Origin of the sequence: Rothia amarae, from assembly GCF_014705945.2 — a bacterium.
In the GTDB taxonomy this organism is placed as follows: Bacteria; Actinomycetota; Actinomycetes; order Actinomycetales; family Micrococcaceae; genus Rothia; species Rothia amarae.
On sequence record NZ_CP061538.1, the window covers coordinates 2273950 to 2291048 of the forward strand.

At 53.5% G+C, this 17099-nt stretch carries 14 protein-coding genes; 7 read left to right on the forward strand and 7 right to left on the reverse strand.

The features are described from left to right. Positions 1 to 58: 58 nt before the first annotated feature. Positions 59 to 1606 (reverse strand): MDR family MFS transporter, encoded by a 1548-nt coding sequence (locus tag IDM48_RS10605; protein WP_190617362.1) that lies wholly within the window; start codon positions 1604 to 1606, stop codon positions 59 to 61. 202 nt (positions 1607 to 1808) lie between these two features. Beyond that, the gene (locus tag IDM48_RS10610; RefSeq protein ID WP_190617364.1) at positions 1809 to 2759 is read right to left on the reverse strand and encodes a ChaB family protein; all 951 of its coding nucleotides are present in this window, start codon (positions 2757 to 2759) and stop codon (positions 1809 to 1811) included. Between the two features lie 276 nt (positions 2760 to 3035). Here IDM48_RS10610 and IDM48_RS10615 point away from each other — a divergent pair, with 276 nt between their 5' ends. Both IDM48_RS10615 and IDM48_RS10620 read left to right on the forward strand, forming a co-directional pair. Then, positions 3036 to 5027 (forward strand): M13 family metallopeptidase, encoded by a 1992-nt coding sequence (locus IDM48_RS10615; RefSeq protein WP_190617365.1) that lies wholly within the window; start codon positions 3036 to 3038, stop codon positions 5025 to 5027. 190 nt (positions 5028 to 5217) lie between these two features. Then, positions 5218 to 6429 carry a zinc-dependent metalloprotease family protein gene (locus IDM48_RS10620; RefSeq protein ID WP_190617367.1) on the forward strand — a complete coding sequence of 404 codons (1212 nt, stop codon included), beginning with the start codon at positions 5218 to 5220 and terminating at the stop codon, positions 6427 to 6429. Between the two features lie 194 nt (positions 6430 to 6623). Here the strand turns inward: IDM48_RS10620 and IDM48_RS10625 are convergent, their stop codons facing one another. From IDM48_RS10625 to IDM48_RS10640, 4 genes are all read right to left on the reverse strand, one after another. Further along, on the reverse strand, positions 6624 to 8075 hold the full coding sequence (locus IDM48_RS10625) for an MFS transporter (protein ID WP_190618784.1): 1452 nt from the start codon (positions 8073 to 8075) through the stop codon (positions 6624 to 6626). Between the two features lie 244 nt (positions 8076 to 8319). Continuing rightward, the gene (locus tag IDM48_RS10630; RefSeq protein ID WP_190617369.1) at positions 8320 to 9780 is read right to left on the reverse strand and encodes an amino acid permease; all 1461 of its coding nucleotides are present in this window, start codon (positions 9778 to 9780) and stop codon (positions 8320 to 8322) included. A gap of 106 nt (positions 9781 to 9886) precedes the next feature. Beyond that, positions 9887 to 11413: a protein adenylyltransferase SelO gene (locus IDM48_RS10635; protein WP_190617370.1), complete on the reverse strand. Its 1527-nt coding sequence runs from the start codon at positions 11411 to 11413 to the stop codon at positions 9887 to 9889. After that, on the reverse strand, positions 11404 to 11889 hold the full coding sequence (locus IDM48_RS10640) for an SRPBCC family protein (protein ID WP_068171915.1): 486 nt from the start codon (positions 11887 to 11889) through the stop codon (positions 11404 to 11406). The genes IDM48_RS10635 and IDM48_RS10640 overlap by 10 nt, the downstream gene beginning before the upstream one ends. Before the next feature lie 92 nt (positions 11890 to 11981). Between IDM48_RS10640 and IDM48_RS10645 the strand changes: the two genes are divergently transcribed. Further along, complete coding sequence (locus IDM48_RS10645) at positions 11982 to 12302, forward strand: putative quinol monooxygenase (RefSeq protein ID WP_068171918.1); 321 nt, start codon at positions 11982 to 11984, stop codon at positions 12300 to 12302. A 170-nt stretch (positions 12303 to 12472) separates the two neighbouring features. Here IDM48_RS10645 and IDM48_RS10650 read toward each other — a convergent pair whose 3' ends face one another. Next, on the reverse strand, positions 12473 to 12613 hold the full coding sequence (locus tag IDM48_RS10650) for a hypothetical protein (RefSeq protein ID WP_190617372.1): 141 nt from the start codon (positions 12611 to 12613) through the stop codon (positions 12473 to 12475). A 60-nt stretch (positions 12614 to 12673) separates the two neighbouring features. Here IDM48_RS10650 and IDM48_RS10655 point away from each other — a divergent pair, with 60 nt between their 5' ends. The 4 genes from IDM48_RS10655 (at position 12674) to IDM48_RS10670 (ending at position 17074) form a co-directional block, all read left to right on the forward strand. Continuing rightward, on the forward strand, positions 12674 to 13519 hold the full coding sequence (locus tag IDM48_RS10655) for an NUDIX hydrolase (RefSeq protein ID WP_190617373.1): 846 nt from the start codon (positions 12674 to 12676) through the stop codon (positions 13517 to 13519). A gap of 33 nt (positions 13520 to 13552) precedes the next feature. Further along, entirely contained in the window at positions 13553 to 14380 is an 828-nt protein-coding gene (locus IDM48_RS10660) for a thermonuclease family protein (RefSeq protein ID WP_190617374.1), read from the forward strand. Between the two features lie 106 nt (positions 14381 to 14486). Continuing rightward, positions 14487 to 15935, forward strand: coding sequence for an APC family permease (locus IDM48_RS10665; RefSeq protein ID WP_190617375.1), 1449 nt, complete (start codon positions 14487 to 14489; stop codon positions 15933 to 15935). A 17-nt stretch (positions 15936 to 15952) separates the two neighbouring features. Next, the gene (locus IDM48_RS10670) at positions 15953 to 17074 is read left to right on the forward strand and encodes an aminotransferase class I/II-fold pyridoxal phosphate-dependent enzyme (protein WP_190617376.1); all 1122 of its coding nucleotides are present in this window, start codon (positions 15953 to 15955) and stop codon (positions 17072 to 17074) included. Positions 17075 to 17099: the final 25 nt, after the last annotated feature.

Genomic DNA, 17099 nt, shown 5'->3' on the forward strand with positions numbered 1-17099 from the left:
ATATTAAAGAGAAAGCTAGATGCACAGCGCGGACTGTACCCGCCACGTGCCTTCAAAACTAATGTTTGGCGGTGGCTCGTCGCGGAATCAGTACAGCAATCACAATCGCGCTGAGAGCAATACACGCTGCCACGGTGAACGCCAGACGTACGCCAGCCGCCTGAGCCTCGACGCCGGAACCACCGTGCGTGGCAATACCGATACCCATCAGAGCCACGAAAATCGCCGTAGCGGCAGCGGCAGAAACCTGCTGAACAGTAGTCATGGCTGAAGAGCCGTAGGAGTACAAATGCTTAGGTAAAGAGCCAAGACCCAACCCCATCATGGGCGTATTCATGAACGGGATAACCGCGCTGAGAATCAGATAGACCAGCACCACGAACAGGGGTGAAGTGTTCTCATCAAAGAGCGTCAACAGCCAAATTGAACCGGCAAAGAGCGTGGCGCCGGGAATCACCAGCACACGGGGTGAGAACTTGTCTGAAAGATTACCCACGATAGGGCTCATGAGTGCCGAAAGAATACCACCGGGCAGAAGCATCAAACCCGTTGCCAGCGAGTCAAGACCGAGCACGTTCACCGTGTACATCGGCAGCAGAACCGAGCTGCCCAGCAGAACACCCATGGCTACCGAGCTCATCAGAACGGTCAGCACGAAGGGAAAAGACTTAAATACGCGAAGATCCATAAAGGGACTGCTGGTCTTCTGAAGCTGTAACTGACGCATCACAAAGACCACCAGGATTGCCGCAGAAATAGCAATCAAAATCCAGGGGTTCAAGGAGATACCGCCGCCGTGAGCAGAGGAACCGCCCAAGGAGCTCAGTCCCAGAACCAACCCGCCAAAACCAAGCGTAGAAAGAATCATCGAAAGAACATCAAGGCGCTGGTTTTCCCCGCCCTCAGGCAGAGTGTTGGGAGCTAGCTTCAAGCCCACAAAGAGCGCAATCAAACCGATAGGGAGCACCGACAAGAATAGCCAGTGCCAGGTTCCAATCCCCAGAATCAGACCGGACACCGTGGGCCCCAGCGCAGGAGCAGCCGAGATGACCATGCCGATCAGACCCATCGCGCGTCCAATTCGAGACGGCGGAACTAAGCGCATCATGGTAGTCATCAGCAAAGGCATGATGATGCCGGTGCCCATCGCCTGCAAAATACGACCCAGCAACAGGAAACCGAAAGTGGGTGCAAGCCCCGCCGCGAGCGAGCCAATGGAGAATACAGCCATCGCGCCCACGAAGACGTTGCGGATGCTAAAACGGGAGATGATAAAACCCGATGCCGGAGTGACCACGGCCATCGTCAGCATAAAGCCGGTGGAGGACCACTGGGTGGTTGACGCCGCCACATGCAAATCTTCCATGAGCACCGGCAGAGCCACACCCAGCAAGGTCTCGTTCAGAATGAGAATGAAGGCAGCAATGACCATCACCATGAGAAGCAGAAAATCTGCTCGCTCTAACTTATCTGCGCGGGGGGCAGATACAGAGTTTTTAAGATTATTTTCCACCGGACTCACGATAGGAACCGGGGCTGTGACTGCGGGGAGCGGATGCTCAACCTCGGGAAGATTACTTGAAGAAGCTGAATGAGTTTCGTGCACCCCAAAACCCTACCGGCGCACGACCCCGCGGGGCTAGAGTTCTTTGGCTAGGGAATGCTCACATGCGCAGAAGGGTGTTGATGAGATACAGAGAGCCGCTGGCTCACAGAGCAGGTTCTCCCTGCGTCATGCGAGTTCCAGCGGCCCTCAAAGTAATTTTTCGGCGTCTAATTTTTCGGCCTCAGCCAGCATTAGCTGAATTCTAGGCGCGAGCCGCCTTCACCGCGAAAAAGAGTTCCTCTTTATTCATGGTAGATCGGCCAGCGATTCCACGCTCGACTGCCTCAGCGTACAGCTCACGCTTAGTGGTGCTCTCTAGCGTGAACGACGCCGTAGAACCGGGAACTTCAAACGCTTGAGTCTGGGCCTCTTCAAGGTTCTGATGTTCTTCTTGCTCAGAAAGCTCCTCGATAAGTTGCTCCGCTTCTTCACTGAGTTCTTCCTCTGAATACGCAGAATCCTGCAGATCCTCCACCTCACGCAACGTGTCTATCGCAGGTTCAGGTTCAGTATCGGCATCTGCCGACGCATAGAGGTTTTCATCGGGAAGGTCCTCTTCGATAAAATCATCGATTTCAGACTTCTTGCTGGAACCACCGTTAAGCTCAGGATCACCCAAGAGGTAATCCTCAACGGGCATCGAAGAATCCTCGTCCTTCACTGTCTGAGATTTTTCGTTCTTGCCCTTTTTAGGAGCCTTAGAGGATTCCTTAGACTTCTTCTTCTTTGAGTCTGCTTTCTTCTCAGACTTCTTGTCAGACTTCTTAGAATCTGACTTCTTATCTTTTTTCTTGTCGGATTTTTTGGAATCTGATTTCTTATCGGATTTCTTGTCAGCTTTCTTATCCGACTTTTTAGAGTCTGACTTCTTATCGGCCTTTTTATCAGATTTCTTCGAATCTGACTTCTTGCTTTCTTTCGTGGAAGGGGCGTCGTCGTCCTTCTTACGCTTCCACTTGCCGTCCGCCTTTTCATACTTCTTCTCTAGTGAAGCGTAAGCGGTGCGGTAGGCACGCTCTTCGTCGCCGTTGTATTCCTTGATAGCGGCGTCGTAGGTCTTGGTAAAAGTGCGTTGCGCTTTAGCGCTAGAACGCTTGAGGGTCTTGGGAAGTTCAGACTGTTTTGCTTCGCCTGATTTTTTGGTCTTAGCCATAAGTTCAGCTCCTTGAATAGAAGGAAAAATTGCTGTGCCGTACACCACCACTTTAGCGTGTCCACCCCTAGAGTTCTGCCCCGAAGTACCAGTTATATACACCGAGTACTCGTTTGACGCGGTACTTCGTCCACCCATCTGGTATCTCATACGAGCTACTCCTTCAAACGAGTACCTTGCCGCTGTCGGGTTCCACCAGAACCCGGGTTGCACCGCGCAGAGCGAAATCTGGCATTTTAATAGCCCTACAGAAGCACTCCACCTAAACTGGGTGTCATGAGTAACAAGCCTTCTGGAATTAACACTGAATTTATGGATACGTCCGTTGCTCCTGGCGACGACTTCTTCCGATACAACAACGGCATCTGGCTCGATACCCATGAGATTCCTGCCGATCGCCCTAAAGACGGCGGCATGTATACGTTGCGGGACGAGGCAGAGAAGAACGTCCGTGAGATCATCGAAAAGATTGCCACTGATAAGCCCGGTAGTCGCATCGGCGCGCTTTTCAACTCCTTCATGGATACCGAAAAGATTAATAAGGACGGCGTAGAGCCCCTCCTTGCTGAGGTTCGCCCCATCATAGAGGCAACCGGCAAGACTGAGCTGCTCGACGTCATAGCTGAAGCTGACCGTGCGGGCATCGGTTCCCCCTTCGGTTGGTACACCAGCATTGATGCCAAGAATCCCGAAAAGTACGTGGTGTATCTGGCGCAAGCTGGACTGGGACTGCCCGATGAAAGCTACTATCGCGAAGAAAAGTACGCCGAAATTCGAAGCGCCTACGTTGATTTCATTCAGCGCATGTTTGAGCTGACCGGACTGGCTGAGCCCTTCGGAATGACCGCTGAAACCGCCGCTCACACCATCATGAAGTTTGAGACCGATTTAGCACAGCATCACTGGGATAAGGTCACTTTGCGCGATGCCAACAAGCGCTACAATCCCGTTGCCGCCGCTGATCTTAATACCGAGTTCCCCGGCTTTGACTACACTCGCTGGATTGAAAGTCTGGGTTCGTCGGTGCAGAAATTTGGCACCGTCATCGTCGGTCAGCCTTCCTACTTTGAAGCTGTTTCTAAGATTTGGGAGACCGAGCCTATCGAGGCGTGGAAGCTCTACCTGGTCTGGAAAAACATCAGTGCGCGCGCAGCTTACCTCAACGACGAAATCGTGAACGCTAACTTCGATTTCTACGGCAAAACCCTCTCCGGCACCGAAGAGTTGCGGGATCGCTGGAAGCGCGGAGTCGGCGTCATCGAAGGTAACTTGGGCGAAGAACTCGGCAAGGAATACGTAGCAGTTCATTTCCCGCCCGAGCACAAAGCGAAAATGCTGAAGCTAGTAGACAATCTGCTTGAAGCATACCGTCAGTCGATTTCCACTCTCGACTGGATGACCGATGAAACCCGCGAGCGCGCTCTAGAGAAATTAGAGAAGTTCGTGACCAAGATTGGTTACCCCGATGAGTGGCGCGACTACTCGGCTCTGGAGCTAGTGGAGGGGGACTTGCTGGAGAACCTGCGCCGCTCCTCCCTCTTTGAGCACAACTTCCAGCTTGACCGTATTGGTCAGCCGGTAGATAAGCACGAGTGGCTGATGAGTCCGCAGACCGTCAATGCTTACTACATGCCGCCGGCGAATGAGATTGTGTTCCCTGCAGCGATTTTGCAGCCTCCGTACTTTGATCCCGACGCCGACGACGCGACAAATTACGGCGGTATTGGCGCGGTCATTGGTCACGAAATTGGTCACGGTTTTGATGACCAGGGTTCGAAATATGACGGCACAGGCGCGCTCAACAACTGGTGGACTGATAAGGACCGCGAGGAATTTTCCAAGCGAACTTCTGCGCTAGTGGATCAGTACAACCAGTACACCCCTACCGGTCTTGACCCTGAGAATTTCAAGGTGAACGGTGAGCTCACCCTGGGTGAGAATATTGGCGATTTGGGTGGTCTTTCGATTGCCTTGCGTGCGTATGAGATTGCTCTGTCACAGCAGGGGATTGACTCACTGGCAGATGCCCCGATCGTGGACGGTTTCACCGGCATCCAGCGTCTATTCATTGCCTGGGCCCAGGGGTGGCGCACCAAGTCCCGCCCGCAGAATGCCCAGATGATGCTCTCGGTGGATCCGCACTCCCCCGATGAATTCCGTGTCAATGGGGTAGTACGCAACATTGATGAGTTCTACGATGCATTTGGGGTCACTGAAGACAATCAGCTCTATCTTTCCCCGGAAGAACGGGTAAAAATCTGGCTGTAACACTCAATAACTAAGTGAGTTAGATGGGGGCAGGAGGAAACTCTTGCCCCCATTCCCGTTGGGCAATATCCCCATATCAGAGGGGCGTTTTTGCAACAAAAGAATGATTTTTCTGAGCCTCTAGTGGACTACTCTCAATGAGTCACACGCACTTTTCCTTAGAGGTTTCCCTTCTAAAGAAAGATTACTCATGCAAAAGTTTTCGTTTGGTCAGAAAGTAGCCACCCTCAGCGCTCTCTCCTTAGCAACCATTGCAGGTTTCACTCCTGCCCAGGCGTACCCCGCCAACTGGTGGTCGTACAGCCCGTCGTCGAGCTCGTCGTCCTACCAGCCTGCAGCTTCTAGCTTCACGCCTGCTGCTTCAAATTCCCGTGCAGCAGATCCGTCTTCTTCCACTGCTGATTCTGATGGCGACGGCATTCCCAACAGTTGGGAGACTAACGGCTACGATTACGACGGCGACGGCCAGGTAGATTTGGATTTCCCCGCATGGGGCGCGAATCCCAATAAAAAAGACCTCTTTGTTGAGATGGATTACATGCCCGACCTGCTCGCTTCTCAGTCGGAACTAGATACCATTGTGCGCACTTTTGCCAACTACCCTGTGAATAGCCCTGATGGTAGCCGCGGCATTAACCTTCACCTCGACGCCGGTGACGCTTACGCCAAGTACGACCTCGGCGGCGGCAACGAGATTGATTATCAGGCTCTCCGCAATGAGCAGACCGTCGGCCAGCTACGCCAGGAGAATTCCGATCCGGCTCGTAACGGTATTTTCCACTACATGGTGTTTGGTGACTACTACACCGATGCTCCTGGCTCATCGGGCATCGCTCAGATTGATGGCCTCAACTTCGCAGTTACCTTGGGTCCTCAGTACTGGGGTAATAACGTTTCCAGCAATACCTACGTGGGTACCTTCATCCACGAGCTGGGTCACAACCTGGGCTTGTACCACGGTGGCGATGACGACGTGAACTTCAAGCCCAACTACTTCAGCATCATGAACTACCGCTATCAGATTCAGGGCGTTCCCCGCACCGATGGTTCTAAGTACTTCGGTTACTCCACCCAGCAGTACGACACTCTCAATGAGCATGCGATTCATGAGGAGAACGGCTTGGGCTCAAACAGCCACGGCTTCCTCTACGACTATGATTCTCGTGCGGTTGCCGATGCGCCCATCGACTTCAATGACAACGGAACGATTGACAACGGCGCTGTACAAACCGACGTCAACAACGACGGCGAACTTGGCCGTTTGACCGCGCAGAACGACCTGGCAGCGATTCGCTTCCAGGCTCGCGCTCACCAGGGTTACCGCTACTCTGTGGAGCGCCCCGAGGTAACCAAGAACGAGCTCACTGCCGATATGGCTCGTGAGCACGGTTTGCTGGACTAGCACCCGGCGTGGAGGCTTACTCCGTAAGGTAAGAGCGAGGTAAGCACAGCATCTATGATTCTCTACCCGGTTCAGGCTGGAACCTCTTACCACACATAACGGTTACCGCTGTCTGGCAGAAACGGGTATAAGAACCGACTGACCGGTTGAGCTCGTTTTGACCACGTATACCTGGTCAAAACGAGCTACGCCGGTCATTCAGTTTCCGCTTTGCGTACCATGAAGTAGGTCAGCGCGGAGGCAACGGTCATAATCCCCACTGAAATCGCAGCTGTCCACACCACGCCCGCATCAAAAGCGTGCTGGGCAGAGAGCAGGAGCTGGGAGCCGACGTCGCCGCCGACTTCCTGCGCCGTATGCACCGCGCCGCCCAGCGTTTCGTGGGCGGAGTTCGCCTGTGCTTCAGTGAGCTGGGAGGGAACCTGAACGTTCATACGGTAGACCGCCGTGAGGATACCGCCCAATACGGCGGTGCCCAGGACCGCACCAACTTCATAGGATGTTTCAGAAATTGCCGATGCCGCTCCCGCCTTCTCCGGGGGAACGGAGGCAAGAATCAAGTCGTTGGAGATGGTCTCTCCCGCGCCCACGCCGATACCAAGCAGAATAAAGGCAATCATCAGCCCAGCGTTCGTCGATGCGTTGTCGGTGAGCGCAACCACCAGATATCCCAGAGCATTGACCAAGAGAGAACCTGCAACAATGACTGCCGGGTGAATACGGGGCACAAAGCGCACCACTCCCAAACCAGCAACGATAGTCAGAAGAAGCCCGGGCAAAAGGAAGATTCCGGCGTCCATGGGGCTGAGACCGCTGACCATTTGCAAGTGCTGGGACACGAAAAAGATGAAACCCGTCATCGAAAGAACACTCAGCAGGTTCGCAAGAATCGCGCCGGTAAAGACCTTGTTGGTAAAGAGGCGAACGTCCAGCATGGGAACGGTGCGGCGAATCTGCCGGCGTACAAAGAGCCAGCCGCATACAACGCCGAGAATCAGCATGAGCGGGCCGACGGCGTCCACACCTGCTGCGGCAAAATGTTTAATCGCAAAAACCACGGGAATCATGGCGGCCATGACCAACACGATGGAGATGCCATCTACCGGGCCGGGGTGAGGGTCTTTAGATTCAGGCAGGACCAGGGGTGCGCAAATCAGAAAGGGAATGAGTACGGGGATAGCCATCAAAAAGACCGAACCCCACTCAAAATGCTCCAGCAGAAACCCGCCGACAATCGGACCTAACGCAGCTCCCGCTGAGAACATAGATGCCCAGATGGCAATAGCGGTACGGCGCTCATTGGGGTTTTCAAAGATGTTGCGGATGAGCGACAGAGTTGAGGGCATGAGCATCGCCCCAAAGAAACCCAGAGTGGCACGGGCGGCAATCAGCCAGCCAGCCGACGGCGAGAAAGCCGCAAATCCCGAGACGAGCGCGAAACCCGTGCAACCAATAATGAGCAGTTTCTTACGCCCTATTCGATCGCCCATGCTACCCATAGGAACGAGCAAACCTGCCAGTACCAGTGAGTAACTGTCAATAATCCACAGTTGCTGGGTTCCGGTAGGCTCCAGTGCCCGCGCTATCGAGGGGATAGCAAAGGAAAGCACGGTGTTATCTACCGAGACTAAAAGCACCGGAAGCATCAGCACCACCAGCGCAGCCCAGCGCTGGCGTGGTGAGGTCTGAGGCTGGTTTTCTGCCGGGTTAATGATCTGGATAGGAGCTGTTTTCACGGATTATGCTTTGACTTTCATTTTTACAGAGGAATGTCCCGCAAAAGATGAAAGCGGGATGCCATTCCACTGTATCAACGACATCTTTTTCAGCATATCTTGAGATGAGGAATATAATTCATCAAATCTTCCGGTTACTTGGTAAGGTCTGCCCTTATTTGGCGTTGAAGTTTCTCTCGATTTCTTCAGGGGTCTGAATCGGCACCATATCGGTGAGTGGTAGCTGGTTTCGCTGCAACTTCTTTTTAGTGATTTGCCAAAGAACTGCTAGCACTACAAACCAGAGCGGGGTAAGCAGAAGGGCGATTCGGGTGTTTTCTCCTGCAGCGAGGGCGTAGACGATGAAAGCGAAGAATGCCAACACGATCCACGGCGTCACGCGCGGGAAAGGCAGTTTGAACTGTGAAACTTTATGCTTTTCGGGTGATTTCTTGAAGTAGATGATGTAGCTGACCACGATGCTTCCCCAGGTGAACAAGATACAGGTGGAGCAAATCGAGGAAATCACGGTGAAGGCTGTGAGCAGGGTGTCGCCAGCGAGGAGCAGGGGTATAGAGAGGAACGTAAAGACGGCGGTGAAGAAGACCGCATTACGAGGTACTAGGCGAGGACTTCTATGGGTGAGCCAGCGGGGTGCGTGTCGGTCGAGACCCAGGGAATAGACCATACGGCTCGCTGAATACAGGCCTGAGTTGGCGCTGGATGCAGCGGAGAGGAGCACCACGAGGTTTACGACGAACGCGGCGCCAGTAAACCCTGCCATACCGAACATGGAGGTGAAAGGGCTGGTTTCGGGGTCGATATCTACCCAGGGGGTCACCATCATGATCACGCTGAGCGCACCCACATAGAAAACCAGGATACGCAGAATAATCGAGTTGATAGCCGAGGGCAGGTTCTTATGGGGGTTCTCGGTTTCAGCGGCGGTGGTACCGACCAATTCGATACCGATGAAGGCAAAAATACCCATCTGGAAGCCCAGGATGAAGCCGCTCAGTCCGGTGGGGAAGAATCCGCCGTAGTTCCAGAGATTGGAGACTTGAGCGTGGTTACCGCTGGGTGACTCATAACCGGTAAAAATCAGAATAAGTCCGACCACAATCAGCGCGAGAATAGCCACGATTTTGATGATTGCAAACCAGAATTCGGTCTCGCCGAAGGCTTTGACGGGCTGCAGGTTCAAAATAAGTAGGGCGAGCGCAGTGATGGCCGAGGGTAGCCAGATGGGGACGTCGGGGTTGAAGTACTGCACGTAAGCGGTGATTGCCACGAGGTCTGCAATACAGGCGATAACCCAGGAGAACCAGTAGTTCCAGGAGACAAAGAAGCCTGCCCAGGGACCGATATTGTCTTTGGCAATATCACCAAAGGTCTTGTAGTTGAGGTTGGAGAGGAGCAGCTCCCCCAGTGCGCGCATGACAAAGAACAGTACGAAGCCGATAATCATGTAGACGAAGATGACGGAGGGGCCCACCAGATTGATAAGTTTTCCCGAGCCGAAAAAGAGCCCGGTTCCGATAGCTCCGCCGATGGCAATCAGCTGAAGATGTCGATTGGACAGACCGCGTTCTAGAGCGGGGCCATCCGGCGTGTGGGGTGAGTCAGGGGCGTTCACAGAGGTCTCCGGCAATCTTCAAAAATGGATATATATAACTAAGTATAAATAACTATACACATTCCATCAGCCTTCTTCCTATTTCAGCACCCCACCTGAGCAGTCCCTAGGTGCCGCAGAAGCTGGTGAAGAATCGTGAATTATCAGGTGCGGTCTCTAAATCCTCTAGTCCATCCCGCCGCGTCATGGGCTGTCGTAGCGCATCTAACAACCTCTCCACGGGCTCACTATTCCCCTTCTCCACCTCCCGCAGAGCCGCATCAACCCTCATATTCCGCGGAATATAAAGGGGATTAGCACCTTCCATCAGACTCCGAGAAACTGCCTCAGCAGTACCCGTGACCCCGCGAAATTCCATTAACTCGCTCAGCCAATCCATCAGTTCCTCTGCTGAGTCCTCCCCACTCAACAAGGAAATCTGCTCAGGCGTATGCGTAAGGGTGTAGAAAAATTCAGTGAAATCTAAAGAATGCTTTTCCAGCAGCGTGAGCGTTTGACCGATAAAAGTTTTCAACTGCTCCCGATGGGCAGTAGAAATATTCTCAACCGAAACACCCAGTTTTGCCGCAAAAATTTGCACCCAACGCTCCTGAAAGCGTTCGTCGAAAGCGGCCAGCACGGCAGTGGCGTCATCGACGGCGTCGTTGGGGTTCTCTGCCATTAAATCGAGAAGACTCTCGGCAAAGCGCGCCAGGTTCCACTGTGTAATGCCCGGCTGATTGCCGAACGCGTAGCGGCCCTGCCGGTCAATCGAGCTAAAGACGGCATTCATACGGAATTCGTCAACGAAAGCGCAAGGACCGAAGTCGATGGACTCGCCAGAAACCAAGACGTTATCGGTATTGAGCACACCATGAATGAAACCCAATCCCATCCACTGCGCCACCAAATCTGCCTGCTTTTCAGCGACCGCCTGAAGGAGCGTCAGAGCAGAGGAGCTTTCTTCCAAAGCATGTTCCTGCGTTTTCAGGTGCGGAAAATGACGCTCCAGCGCATAGTCAACCAGCCGTTTGCGCTGGTCAATGGGCATATTCATCTGTGCGTACTGAAAAGTCCCTACCCTAATATGGCTCGATGCCACCCGCACCACAATTGCCGCTGGCTCAGGTAGCGGACTACGCCGGCGGACCGTCTCACCTGTTTCAATGACCGCCAGTGCTCGCGAAGTAGGCACGTTCATTGCGGCAAAAAATTCCCCAATGATAACCTCGCGCCAGACCGCTGACAGCGGTGCTTTACCATCTGAACCGGGGCGGGAGAAAGGAGTTCGCCCGCTTCCCTTCAGGTGCAAATCGACCCGGTGAGAAAGAATATCGGGCGTATGCGCATCCGCCACCGGCAACTCGCCAATCAGGTGGGCGCGCCCGTCGCCCAATACCGGCGAAAGGTGGCCAAACTGGAAACCCGAGTAGGCAAGCGCATAAGAAGAACCAGCATCCTCGCCAGGTTCCGCTTCTTTTTGCCCAGTAAGCCATTTCAGGCCCTCGGCGCTTGCCAGCCATTCGGCGTCAAGTCCGAGGTCTTGAGCCAGTGGTTCGTTCACCCAGCTCACGCGCGATTGTGCAGGAATATCAGGGTGGGCTTGGACGGCGAGGTCGGGAAAGGTTCCGGCGTAGGTCTGTTCTAGTTGCATGCGAAAATACGGTGCAAGTTTGCTAGGGAGAGCGCAATGTTTTTGCGGTTGGCACGGAAGCTACCGAGCAGGTGGTAAATCTTGTACACGGGAATCCCTGCTATCACAGAACCGCGAGCGTCGAAGGTTTCGCGAACGGTTACGGTGCCATCATGGTTATCAGTAATATCCCAAGACCAGGTGTGCTTGCCGGGGTGCACCCAAGTCACACCGGAGTTTTTCTCGGCGCGGGTAACTTTCATGGGCAAGGTGTAGGGGATTCCCAGAACCATGTTTTGGCTGAAGGTATCGCCCTCAGCAAATTCGCCGTCGCTGCCTTTGTTGAGCCCGCGAATGGTAGTGCCACCGTCCAGCTCGGCATGGCGGGCAGGGTTGGCAACGAGCGCGTAAACATCAGAGGCCGAGGCGCGAAGGGTTGTTTCTGCGGCGATGACGTTCGGGTCAAGGTCAATAAATTTGATAAGAGGCTGATTCATATATTCGAGTCTATACGGGTTGTGTTGACCTGCGCTGAGATTCGTGCCCACAATAGAGGAACGATATAAGGTCAAAAGATAAGGATAATCCCGTGATTTTTATTGTTGTTAAATACCAGGTTAAGCCTAGTGAAACCGAGAATTTCTTGGATGCCACGCGGGCGTTCACCGAAGCTACTCGCGCAGAGCCTGGCAATAAGTGGTTTGAGTGGTCACGCTCGGTTGAGGATCCCAACGAGTTTGTTTTGGTAGAGGCTTTTGCCGACGACGCTGGTGAGGCGCACGTCAATTCTGAGCACTTCGCCAAGGGGCTGGAGGCGATGCGTCCCTTGCTGGCTGAGACTCCCAAGATTATTTCGCGTCAGATTGATGGCGATGACTGGGATGAGATGGGCGAGTTGAAGATTAATTAGGCGCGAAGCGTCTCAATATTCTTCAACTCGCCCGCAGGGATGAGGGAACAGATTCCGAGCGTGCGAGGAAATAAATCTGTTTCCGAATCGGCGAAGCCGGGGTTAAAGATCAATTAGGCGCGAAGCGCAATCCTTAAAACACAGTCAAAGTGGCGTTCTGAGGTACATTTTTACACCCCAGAACGCCACTTTGCCTGTGCCTTACCCAGCAGCCCGACGACGCCGTCCGGCATCGCATCAAAAAAACTGGCTAGTTTTGCCCCGCATTTACGCCCCGTGCTCCCCCGCATTGCCCACACAGTGAAATTCACCTTTATTCATTACAATGGTTCCTGTAATCATCTGTTCGGCTTTATCGGAGAGTAAATTTTATGACTGGTCCTGACAATCTTTCTCAGAGCCCCACGGTTAACCGCGATGAACACGATGATTCTGAGAACGGTTCGGTAACTCTAGCTGTTTCTACTGTAATTTTGGCGCTCCGCAAAAAGGAGGGCGAATCACAGAGTTCTTTGTGGCTACCGCTGGTGCGCCGTCTGCGTGAGCCCTATAAGGGGCAGTGGGCTCTACCTGGTGGTCCTCTTCCGAGCGATCTTTCGCTGGAGCAGGCTGCAGGTTCTACCCTGAAACGCGCCACCGGTCTGGTTCCCGGATATTTAGAGCAGCTTTATGCGTTTGGTGACGTCCTGCGTACCCCCGACCATCATGTGAAGCGCGACGGCGGTCCACTCACTGTGCCCGCTGCAGATGAGGCTCCTGCGAACCGCACGGTTTCGGTGGTGTATTGGGCATCGATTCCTGCAACCGAAGTAAGCCGTACTCGCGTTCACGAAAATATCCGCTGGTTCCCGCTCGACGAGTTGCCCGTGCTGGCTTTCGACCACAACGAAATCATTGAATACGCTAAATACCGCCTGCAGAACAAGGTGGAGTATTCACGTATCGCCCACTCTTTCTTAGGTGAAGAATTTACGTTGGCGCAATTGCGCGAGGTGTATGAGGCTATCCTTGAACGCCCTCTTGACCCAGCGAATTTCCGCCGTCAAATTGCTGCATCTAAGTCAATTATTGATACGGGTAGGCGTGTTGAAGGCACCCGCCACCGCCCGCCGCGTCTTTACCGCTACGATCATTCTCAAGCGTTCTCTGATCAGGGTCCGCTGGGTATGTATCGGGCAGCTGAACATGCCAAGGCTGAGGGTTCTAAAACCCAATAGTATTTCCCTTTCACTTCCCCCGAAGGATTCTTCATGAAGGTTTCCCCTCTTCTCGTTGCGCTAGGTGTTTCGGCCGTTGCGCTGACCGGTTGTTCGTCTGGGCAGGAGTCGTCGGCCCCTGTTTCCTCTCAGGCAAAGAGCCACTATCAGGACGGACAGAAAGCAACCGTAAAGTCGGTTGATACCGGTAATACAGTTACCGTTGAGATTGACGGCAAGTCCGAGCAGGTGCGTCTCTTGAACGTAGTCGCGCCGTCGGAGAATAATAACGTTCTTTCGGGGTCTTGCATGGTGCAAGAATCTAAGGATTTTTTGGCGTCTAAGCTTCCTGTCGGACAGGAAGTTACGCTGAATTTTGACGACGCTCAGGTGGGTACCTCTGGCTTCCTCGATGCCGCGGTACTGGTAGGCGAAGATCTCGTCAATGCTGAGGTAACTGGCGCTGGTATGGCAGCGACTACTTTCGCTACGCAGAAGGATGAGTTCTATCCGAAGGTGTCTGAGGCGCAGCAGCAAGCGGCGAAAGATGGCAAGGGGATTTACTCCACTGATACGGAGTGCACCGTTCCTCATGCGTTGAAGGATGCCATCGATCAGGTGAAATCCGCTGGAGATAAGTCTAATGAGGACGAGCGCAAGGTGGTCTACCAAAAAGCCTCTGCCCTGTATAATTCGCTCGATGAATCAGAGTCCGCTCCTGCCAGTTATCTCGGCTCGATTGTGACTCTAGATGCTGTACAGAAGCAGATGGAAGATTTGCGTACCGCTCTAGGTGACAATTACTACGATGAGACAGGGCTTTCTCAGGCGGAGAAGCAATCCGCATCAGCTAGCGCAACGGCGCGCCCTGGCAGCAAGTAGTCTGCCGATAGGTACATAACAAGACGGCACGAGTTACAACCCCACGCTGTATATAATCGCGTGGTATTGTATATCTATTCTTGTTATTCCGCCCAAGGAGTTTGCGTTGGCAACTATCGCGCAACGGCTACTGAGCCGTAAATCCATCAGTGAAGATATTGGCATCGACGATGCTCACGGCAAACCCGGCTTAGTACGTAATATCGGCTTGCCCCAGCTAGTCTCCTTGGGCGTAGGCGCAACTATCGGTACCGGTATTTTCTTTATTCTTTCCGAGACCGTTCCCATGGCAGGGCCTGCCACCATTGTCTCGTTCATTATTGCCGGGGTTGTGGCTGGTTTGACTGCTCTATGTTACGCAGAAATGGCAGGAGCGGTGCCGGTTGCGGGATCATCCTATTCCTATGCGTATGCAACCATGGGCGAAGGTGTAGCTGTTCTGATTGGTGCCTGCCTCCTACTGGAGTACGGTGTTTCCGCCGCGGCAGTTGCCGTTGGCTGGTCCCAGTACATCAATGAACTGTGCAGTAATCTCTTCGGATTTGTTCTGCCCGAGGCGCTCTCGTATGCGCCTGAAGAAGGCGGCATTATCAACTTACCCGCCGTCGTCTTGGTGCTGGGTTGTGGGCTTTTGCTCTCTCGCGGTGCGCGCGAATCGACCACCGCAAACGCCATTATGGTAGGTATCAAGCTTGTAGTGTTGCTTCTGTTTATTGCGATTGGTATTCAGGGCTGGAACTCTGACCATTTTGCTGGTTTCTGGGACGCCGGTGCACAGGGAATTCTGGGTGCGGCAGGCGTTGTGTTCTTTACCTTTGTCGGTTTGGATGCCGTCTCCACCGCAGGTGCTGAAGCTAAGAATCCACGCCGCAACATGCCGCTGGCGATTATTCTCTCGCTGATTATTGTGACTACTTTCTACGTGGCAGTAGCTATTGTGGCTATCGCCGCGCAACCCACTGAGGCGTTTGAGGGTCAAGAAGCTGGTTTAGCACAGATCATGACCGATATTACCGGTTCAACGATTTTCTCGACGGTACTCTCAGCAGGCGCTGTTATCTCCATTATTTCGGTTACTTTGGTAGTAATTTACGGTCAGACCCGAATCCTCTACTCCATGTCTAATGACGGTCTGATTCCACCCGTCTTCCAGAAAGTCAATCCTCAATCAAACACGCCGGTCATCAATACGTGGATTGTATCCGTGGTGGTAGCTGTTCTTGCGGGTGTTATTCCCATCAACTTCCTGGCTGAGATGACTTCCATCGGCACCCTGCTCGCCTTCTTGGTTGTTTCTATTGGCGTGATGATTCTGCGCCGCACTCACCCGAACCTGCCTCGCTCTTTCAAGGTGCCCCTCTACCCCGTCATTCCAATCCTTTCAGTTTTGGGCTGTGTAGTGATTATTAGCCGTCTGCAGATAGTGACTCTGGTTGTCTGCGCCATCTGGATTGCCGTCGCCTTTGTCTACTACGCCTTCTACGGCTTCAAGCACTCTAAGCTCGGTCAATTGATTGACCAGGGTGTGGATACTACCTCGAATACAGTCGTCTAAGTTTTCAAGGATTCATCATGCAGATAGCTCCCTTTGGGGTTGAGTTGTGGCTCAACGAATTTGAAGATTCCGCTCGGTTGAATCTCGCTGAAACTTCTATTTCGGCGCTGTCACTGCGGGAGTTTTTTGAACTCACCGGTTTGGGAGATTCTGCTTTGGACGAGCTTCTAGACGCGCGGTTGAGTTACGGGGCGATTCCCGGTAGCGAGCGCATCCGCACGGCAATTTCGGGGCTGTACGAAAATGTAACCCCCGACCTGGTGACGTTAGCACATGGCACTATTGGCGCTAATCATCTGGCACATTTAGTGCTGACCGACGCCGGGGATCACGTGATTTCATTCAGCCCTTCGTACGATCAGCATGCAGCGATTGCCGAGTCCATTGGCGCTGAGGTAACGGTTCTACCGCTGCTTCCAGAGAACGGTTACTTGCCGAATCTGCAGGAGTTGCGGGAGGCCGTCCGCCCCTCCACCAAGCTCATCTGCCTCACTAGCCCCAACAACCCCACCGGCACACTGATGGACGCCGCCATGATGGCGGAGGTCGTAGGTATTGCCCGCTCGGTAGACGCTTACATTCTCTGCGATGAGGTCTATCGCGGGGTAGAAGCCCCCGGTGTGGAGCCTGTCCCCTCTGTGGCAGATTTGTATGAAAAGGGCATCGCTACCAGCGGACTTTCTAAAGCCTTTTCGCTACCCGGCCTGCGCGTAGGTTGGGCTGTGATCCCCAAAAATTTGAAAGCACAGTTTGCCGATCAACGCGACTACTCAATTATTTCGGTAGGCGTTTTGGATGATTTACTGGGCGCGCTAGCTATCGAACATCACGAAGTGCTCTTAGAACGCTCTCGCAGCATCCTCAACCGCAACCGCGCCGTCGTCGAGCAGTGGTTAGAGAACGAACCGCGAGCAAGCTGGGTGAAACCCGACGCCGGGTCAGCGGCTTTGTTGAAGATTGAGGCGCCGGTGGACGACCGTACGTTTGCTATCGGACTGTTGGAACAAACCGGGGTGCTGTTAACTCCCGGTTCTGCCTTTGGAGTACCCGAACACTACCGCCTGGGGTACACCTGCTCGGAAGAAACTCTACGCGAGGGGCTGGCGGAAATTAGTGGTTACCTGGATCAGCTCGGCTAACGAACCAGTACCCGCTGACCGGCGT